Here is a 7,289-nt window from a genome sequence, read left to right as displayed (position 1 = left end):
CTGATCAATTCAAGGACGGTGTGGCCAGACCTTGAACNTGTAAATTGGTGGAGCTAAACGGGATCGAACCGTTGACCTCTTGCATGCCATGCAAGCGCTCTCCCAGCTGAGCTATAGCCCCGGATTTTTCGCCTCGCGGCGCAGCAGACCTTGCGAGCTGCTTGTTGAAACTGGCGTCCCCTAGGGGACTCGAACCCCTGTTACCGCCGTGAAAGGGCGGTGTCCTAGGCCACTAGACGAAGGGGACGCAAACCCTTCTATACAACAGATCAACACTGAGTGTTGATCGCTTCAAGGCCGGTGTGGCCAGACCTTGAACGTGTAAATTGGTGGAGCTAAACGGGATCGAACCGTTGACCTCTTGCATGCCATGCAAGCGCTCTCCCAGCTGAGCTATAGCCCCTCATCGGTGAGGACGGGGCGAATCTTAATGGCGGTTTGGAAGTGTGTCAAATTTATTTTCAACAATTTCCAAAATTTTTTGCCGGGATAACAATCACTTACCGCCCAAACCCCGGAAAACCGGGGTTTGACCGTTACAACCCGTTGCTTAGCCGATAGCGCCCAGCNGCAGCTGCTACAGAGAACAGTGGGAATCAGGCGATATTGCCCAAGAGTTTTTCCCACTCCTTGTTTTCCTTCTTCGACACGCCGCCCAGCAGGTCGATCGCCTGGCGCAGACGGAAACGCGTGAGGTCCGGGCCGAGGATTTCCATCGCATCGAGCACCGACACCGAACTGGCCTGGCCAGTGATCGCGGCAAACATCAGTGGCATGGCATCGCGCAACTTCAGCTCGAGGGACTCGACCACGGCCTGGATCGTCGCGGTGATCGCCTCTTTTTCCCACTGACGCAGGCTTTCGAGCTTCCACAGGATCAACTGCATCAACTGGCGAACCTGGTCACCCGAGAGCTTTTTGGATTCAAACAGCTTGGCATCCGGGTTCACGCCACCGGCAAAGAAGAAACTGGCCAACGGTGCGACCTGGCTGAACGTCTCCACGCGACCCTGCACGTGCGGCGCAATCTTCATCATGTATTCAGGGTTGAGAGCCCAGGTTTGCAGGCGCGAAGCGAACTCTTCCACCGGCAGATCACGCAGCCACTGGCCATTGAGCCACGACAGCTTCTCGATATCGAAAATCGGCCCGCCCAGAGAGACGCGGGACAGATCGAAGTTATCGACCATTTCCTGCAGCGAGAACTTCTCGCGCTCGTCCGGCATCGACCAGCCCATGCGGCCCAGGTAGTTGAGCATCGCCTCGGGCATGAAGCCCATGCGCTCGTAGAACGTCACCGACGTCGGGTTCTTGCGCTTGGACAGCTTGCTCTTGTCCGGGTTACGCAGCAGCGGCATGTAGCACAACTGCGGTTGTTCCCAGCCGAAGTACTCGTACAGCAGAATCAGTTTAGGCGCCGACGGCAGCCATTCTTCGCCGCGCAGCACGTGGGTGATGCCCATCAGGTGGTCGTCGACCACGTTGGCCAGGAAGTACGTCGGCAGGCCGTCGGTCTTCATCAGCACCTGCATGTCCATGCGGTCCCACGGGATCTCGACGTCACCGCGCAGCATGTCCGGCACCACGCACACGCCTTCGCTCGGCACTTTCATGCGGATAACGTGAGGCTCGCCGGCAGCCAGGCGCTGGGCCACTTCTTCTTTCGAGAGCAGCAGCGCGCGGCCGTCGTAGCGCGGGGTTTCGCCACGGGCCTGTTGCTCGGCGCGCATCTGGTCCAGCTCTTCGGCGGTGCAGAAGCACGGGAACGCNTGGCCCATCTCGACCAGCTGCTGGCAGTACTTCTGATAAATGTCGCCGCGTTCGCTTTGACGATACGGACCGTGCGGGCCGCCAACGTCCGGCCCTTCGCTCCAGTCGATGCCCAACCAGCGCAAGGCGTCGAAAATCTGCTGTTCGGACTCACGGGTCGAACGCACTTGATCGGTGTCTTCGATCCGCAAGATGAATTCACCACCGTGCTGCTTGGCAAAGCAGTAGTTGAACAGGGCGATGTAAGCAGTACCGACGTGGGGATCCCCAGTAGGCGATGGCGCAATGCGCGTGCGGACGGTGGTCATGGCAAGTCTCGAAATGAAGATAAAACAAAGGGCGAATGGTAACAGGCGATACCCGCCCGGCTCCAGTCAGCAGGGCATTTAAGCCAAGGTTGCGTCTACAACGGGCCTGAGCCGCGATGAATGATCGATTATCAGCCGATGGCATTTACCCACTATCGACTGTATGCCAGATTCACCTGCTGATAACTTTCCTTACAATTTCTCGACTACAGTCTGCCCCATGCCTGCCCAACTCAAGCGACGCCTGTTTATTTTCCTGCTGATCGTCCTGCTGATTGCCGGGGGCTTCTTCGCCCAATGGTTCTTCAAGGGGCGGTTTTATGAAAGCACCGACAACGCCTATGTCCAGGGCGAGATCACCCGTGTCTCAAGCCAATTGGGCGCGCGCATCGAACAGGTGCTGGTGCAGGACAATCAGCACGTCGAGAAAGGCCAGTTGCTGATCAAGCTCGAAGGCGATGACTTCCACCTCGCCGTCGACCGCGCCAATGCCACCCTTGCTACCCGACAGGCCGAACGTTTACAGGCGCAAAGCAAACTGACCCAGCAAGCCAGCCTGATCACCGCCAGCGAGGCGCAAGTCGCCTCCAGCCAGGCCAGCCTTGGACGTTCGCAGATCGACTTGTCCCGCGCGCAAACCCTGCGCAAACCCGGCTACGTCTCGGAGGAACGGGTGACCACCCTCTCCGCCGACAACCACATCGCCCGCTCGCAAGTGACCAAGGCCCAGGCCGACGCACAAAGTCAGCGCCAGCAAGTCAACTCCCTGAGCGCCGAGATCAAGCGCCTCGACGCGATGATCGCCAACGCCAAGACCGACCTCGCCCAGGCCGAACTGAACCTGACCCGCAGCGAAATCCACGCGCCGATCAGCGGCCTGATCGGCCAGCGCGCGGCTCGCCAAGGCCAATACGTGCAGGCCGGCGCTTATCTGCTGTCGATCGTCCCGGATCAGGACATCTGGATTCAAGCCAACTTCAAGGAAACCCAGATCGGCCACATGCAGCCCGGCCAGAACGCCACGCTGACCTTCGACGCCTACAGCGACACACCGATCAATGCACGGGTCGACAGCCTGTTCGCAGCCTCGGGCGCACAGTTCAGCCTGTTGCCGCCGGACAATGCCACGGGCAACTTCACCAAAGTCGTGCAACGGATTCCAGTCAAACTGACGTTCGCGGCGGACAACCCGCTGCACGGCAAGATTCGCCCGGGGATGTCGGTCACCGCCAAAGTGAACATCAAAGACGCCCCTGACGATGGCCGGTGATCAACTGATCCGCCCGGTCGGCGAACCGACCCGCAAAGACTGGATTGCAGTGATGAGCGTGATGCTCGGCGCCTTCATGGCCGTGCTGGATATCCAGATCACCAACTCGTCGCTCAAGGACATTCAGGGCGCATTGTCGGCGACCCTGGAAGAAGGCTCGTGGATTTCCACTTCGTATCTGGTGGCGGAAATCATCATGATCCCGCTGACCGCGTGGCTGGTGCAGCTGCTGTCGGCGCGACGACTGGCAGTCTGGGTCTCATTGGGATTTCTCGCCGCCTCGCTGCTCTGCTCCATGGCCTGGAGCCTGGAGAGCATGATCATCTTTCGGGCGTTACAAGGATTCACCGGCGGCGCGCTGATTCCGCTGGCGTTCACCCTCACGCTGATCAAACTCCCGGAACACCACCGCGCCAAAGGCATGGCGATGTTCGCCATGACCGCGACGTTCGCGCCCTCCATCGGCCCAACGCTGGGCGGCTGGCTGACGGAAAACTGGGGCTGGGAATACATTTTCTATATCAACATACCGCCCGGCCTGATCATGATCGCCGGCCTGATGTACGGCCTGGAGAAAAAAGAAGCGCACTGGGAACTGCTCAAAAGCACCGACTACATGGGCATCCTTACGCTCGGCGTCGGCCTCGGTTGTTTGCAGGTGTTTCTGGAAGAAGGCCACCGCAAGGACTGGCTCGAGTCGAACCTGATTGTGACCCTGGGCAGTATCGCGCTGGTCAGCCTGATCACCTTTGTAATCGTGCAGTTTTCCAAGCCCAATCCGCTGATCAACCTCAGCATCCTGGGTAATCGCAACTTCGGCTTATCGAGTATTTCCAGCCTCGGGATGGGCGTCGGCTTGTACGGCTCGATCTTCCTGTTGCCGCTGTACCTGGCGCAGATCCAGAACTACAACGCCCTGCAGATCGGTGAAGTGATCATGTGGATGGGCTTGCCGCAGCTGTTTCTGATTCCGCTGGTGCCGAAGCTGATGAAATACGTGTCGCCGAAATGGCTGTGCACGCTGGGCTTCGGGCTATTCGGGTTGGCGAGTTTTTCGTCGGGGGTGCTGAACCCGGACTTTGCCGGGCCGCAGTTCAATCAGATCCAGATCATCCGGGCGTTGGGCCAGCCCCTGATCATGGTGACCATCTCACTGATCGCCACCGCTTACATCCTGCCGCAGGATGCGGGGTCGGCGTCGAGCCTGTTCAACATCCTGCGCAACCTCGGCGGCGCGATCGGCATCGCCCTCCTCGCCACGTTGTTGGATGCGCGGACCAAGACGTATTTTGATTATTTGCGTGAATCCATCGTACCGAGCAATCCGCAGGTGGCGGAGCGAATGGCGTCGATGACGGACCGGTTTGGCAGTGAGACGGCGGCGCTGGGCAAGCTGAGCGAGATTGCGCATCAGCAGGCCTCAATCATGGCGTACAACGATGCGTTTCACTTTGTCGGGATTGCGCTGGGGATCAGCATGATTGCGGTGTTGCTGACCAAGGCGTTGCCGGCGGGGCTCAAGGCTGGCGAGGCGCATTGATTTCGACATACACGAACCTGTGGCGAGGGGGCTTGCCCCCGCTCGGCTGCGAAGCAGTCGTAAAAAACATCACGGCGTCAGGTTTTAGGGCCGCTGCGCAGCCCAACGGGGGCAAGCCCCCTCGCCACAGGTACAGCGTTTCGCCATCAAACCGTAATCAACCGATCCCGCAACTTGCCAATCTCATCGCGCATCTGCGCCGCCGCTTCNAACTCAAGATCCCGCGCCAGCTGGTACATCTTCTCTTCCAACTGCCGAATCCGCTTGGTGATCTCACTCGGCGAGCGCAGTTCGTTTTCGTACTTGGCGCTTTCTTCGGCAGCCTTGGCCATACCCTTGCGCTTCTTGCTGCGCGAACCGGGCACGGTGGCGCCTTCCATGATGTCGGCGACGTCCTTGAACACGCCTCTCGGGATGATGCCATTCTCCAGGTTGAAGGCAATCTGCTTGTCACGGCGGCGCTCGGTCTCGCCAATTGCCCGTTCCATGGAGCCGGTGATGCGATCCGCGTAAAGAATCGCCCGGCCATTGAGGTTGCGCGCCGCACGGCCGATGGTCTGGATCAACGAGCGCTCGGAACGCAGGAAGCCTTCCTTGTCGGCATCGAGGATCGCCACCAGTGACACTTCCGGCATGTCCAGGCCTTCGCGCAGCAGGTTGATCCCCACCAGCACGTCAAAGGTGCCCAAGCGCAGGTCGCGGATAATCTCGACGCGCTCCACGGTGTCGATGTCCGAGTGCAAATAGCGCACGCGTACGCCGTGGTCGGCCAGGTAGTCAGTCAAGTCTTCGGACATGCGCTTGGTCAGCGTGGTGACCAGCACCCGCTCTTCCAGGGCCACGCGTTTGGTGATCTCCGAGAGCAAGTCATCGACCTGGGTCAGCGCCGGGCGGATCTCGATTTGCGGGTCCACCAGGCCGGTCGGGCGCACCAGTTGCTCAATCACGCGTCCCGCATGCTCGGCTTCGTAGTTACCCGGCGTGGCCGAGACAAAAATCGTCTGCGGGCTGATGCTTTCAAACTCGTCAAAACGCATCGGCCGGTTATCCAGCGCCGAAGGCAGGCGGAAGCCGTATTCCACCAAGGTTTCCTTACGCGAACGGTCACCTTTGTACATCGCCCCCACCTGCGGCACGCTGACGTGGGACTCGTCGATCACCAGCAAGGCGTCGTCCGGCAGGTAATCAAACAGGGTCGGCGGCGCCTGCCCGGATTCGCGCCCCGAGAGGTAGCGCGAGTAGTTTTCGATGCCGTTGCAGTAACCCAGCTCGAGGATCATCTCCAGGTCAAACCGAGTGCGCTGCTCCAGGCGCTGGGCTTCCACCAGCTTGTTGTTGGCACGCAGGTATTCCAGGCGCTCGGCCAACTCGACCTTGATACCCTCGATGGCGCCCATCAGGGTTTCGCGCGGGGTCACATAGTGGCTTTTCGGGTAGAAGGTGAAGCGCGGCAGCTTGCGGATCACCTCGCCAGTCAACGGGTCGAAGGCCGACAGGCTCTCGACTTCATCGTCGAACAGCTCGATGCGGATCGCTTCCAGGTCGGACTCCGCCGGGTAGATGTCGATCACATCACCGCGTACCCGGAAGGTCGCCCGGGCAAAGTCCATGTCGTTGCGGGTGTATTGCAAGCTCGTCAGGCGCCGCAGCAGCTCGCGCTGATCGAGCTTGTCGCCGCGATCAACGTGCAACACCATCTTCAAATACGTTTCCGGACTGCCCAAACCGTAGATGCACGACACCGTGGTGACGATGATCGCGTCCTTGCGCTCCAGCAGCGCCTTGGTCGCCGACAGCCGCATCTGCTCGATGTGGTCGTTGATCGACGCATCCTTCTCGATAAAGGTATCGGAGGACGGCACATACGCTTCGGGCTGGTAGTAGTCGTAGTAGGAAACGAAGTATTCCACTGCGTTGTTCGGGAAAAACGCCTTGAACTCGCCGTAGAGCTGCGCGGCCAGGGTCTTGTTCGGCGCCAGCACCAAGGTGGGCCGATTGGTCTGCGCAATCACGTTGGCGATGCTGAAGGTCTTGCCTGAACCGGTCACCCCGAGCAACGTCTGGTGTGCCAGCCCGGCTTCGATGCCCTCGACCATCAGGCGGATGGCTTCCGGCTGATCGCCGGCGGGCTCGAAGCGGGTGACTAGCTGGAATTCAGACATATATACCTCTGATATCGCGCCAGCGCGGTCAAACCGGCAGCAACGAGAAAGGCCGCAAACGACTCACGTCGCCCGAGGAAAAAACTGGATTGTGCTCAATGTGGAGCCGATTGCCTGCGCTTTCAAGGCAAACGTCCTACATCCCTTGAAGTCTTTGATGCCGGCATTCGACTAACGGTCGAAAAATAATCGAAAAAACTTGCCTGAAAAACTGATTCGGCTGTCGCCATCAATCGCAG

Annotated in this window: 4 protein-coding genes and 3 tRNA genes; 2 read left to right on the top strand and 5 right to left on the bottom strand. The window is 59.5% G+C overall.

Going from position 1 to position 7,289, the window contains the following annotated elements:
* Positions 1 to 45: 45 nt before the first annotated feature.
* The 4 genes from B7L09_RS28290 to gltX form a co-directional block, all read right to left on the bottom strand.
* A tRNA-Ala gene (locus B7L09_RS28290) sits at positions 46 to 121 on the bottom strand.
* Positions 122 to 171: 50 nt separating this feature from the next.
* A tRNA-Glu gene (locus B7L09_RS28285) sits at positions 172 to 247 on the bottom strand.
* 80 nt (positions 248 to 327) lie between these two features.
* Positions 328 to 403 (bottom strand) — tRNA-Ala (locus B7L09_RS28280).
* A gap of 193 nt (positions 404 to 596) precedes the next feature.
* Entirely contained in the window at positions 597 to 2,078 is a 1,482-nt protein-coding gene (gene gltX / locus B7L09_RS28275) for a glutamate--tRNA ligase (protein ID WP_094471600.1), read from the bottom strand.
* 220 nt (positions 2,079 to 2,298) lie between these two features.
* Between gltX and B7L09_RS28270 the strand changes: the two genes are divergently transcribed.
* Entirely contained in the window at positions 2,299 to 3,348 is a 1,050-nt protein-coding gene (locus B7L09_RS28270; protein ID WP_094471599.1) for an HlyD family secretion protein, read from the top strand.
* A complete protein-coding gene (locus B7L09_RS28265) occupies positions 3,338 to 4,888 on the top strand; it encodes an MDR family MFS transporter (protein ID WP_094471598.1) in 1,551 nt (516 codons plus the stop codon). The genes B7L09_RS28270 and B7L09_RS28265 overlap by 11 nt, the downstream gene beginning before the upstream one ends.
* A gap of 146 nt (positions 4,889 to 5,034) precedes the next feature.
* Here B7L09_RS28265 and uvrB read toward each other — a convergent pair whose 3' ends face one another.
* Complete coding sequence (gene uvrB, locus B7L09_RS28260; RefSeq protein WP_094471597.1) at positions 5,035 to 7,050, bottom strand: excinuclease ABC subunit UvrB; 2,016 nt, start codon at positions 7,048 to 7,050, stop codon at positions 5,035 to 5,037.
* Positions 7,051 to 7,289: the final 239 nt, after the last annotated feature.

This window comes from Pseudomonas mandelii (genome assembly GCF_002251635.1).
Lineage (GTDB): Bacteria > Pseudomonadota > Gammaproteobacteria > Pseudomonadales > Pseudomonadaceae > Aquipseudomonas > Aquipseudomonas mandelii_B.
Note: the sequence above shows the minus strand (reverse complement) of the source record. Positions and strands in the feature narration are given on the sequence as shown.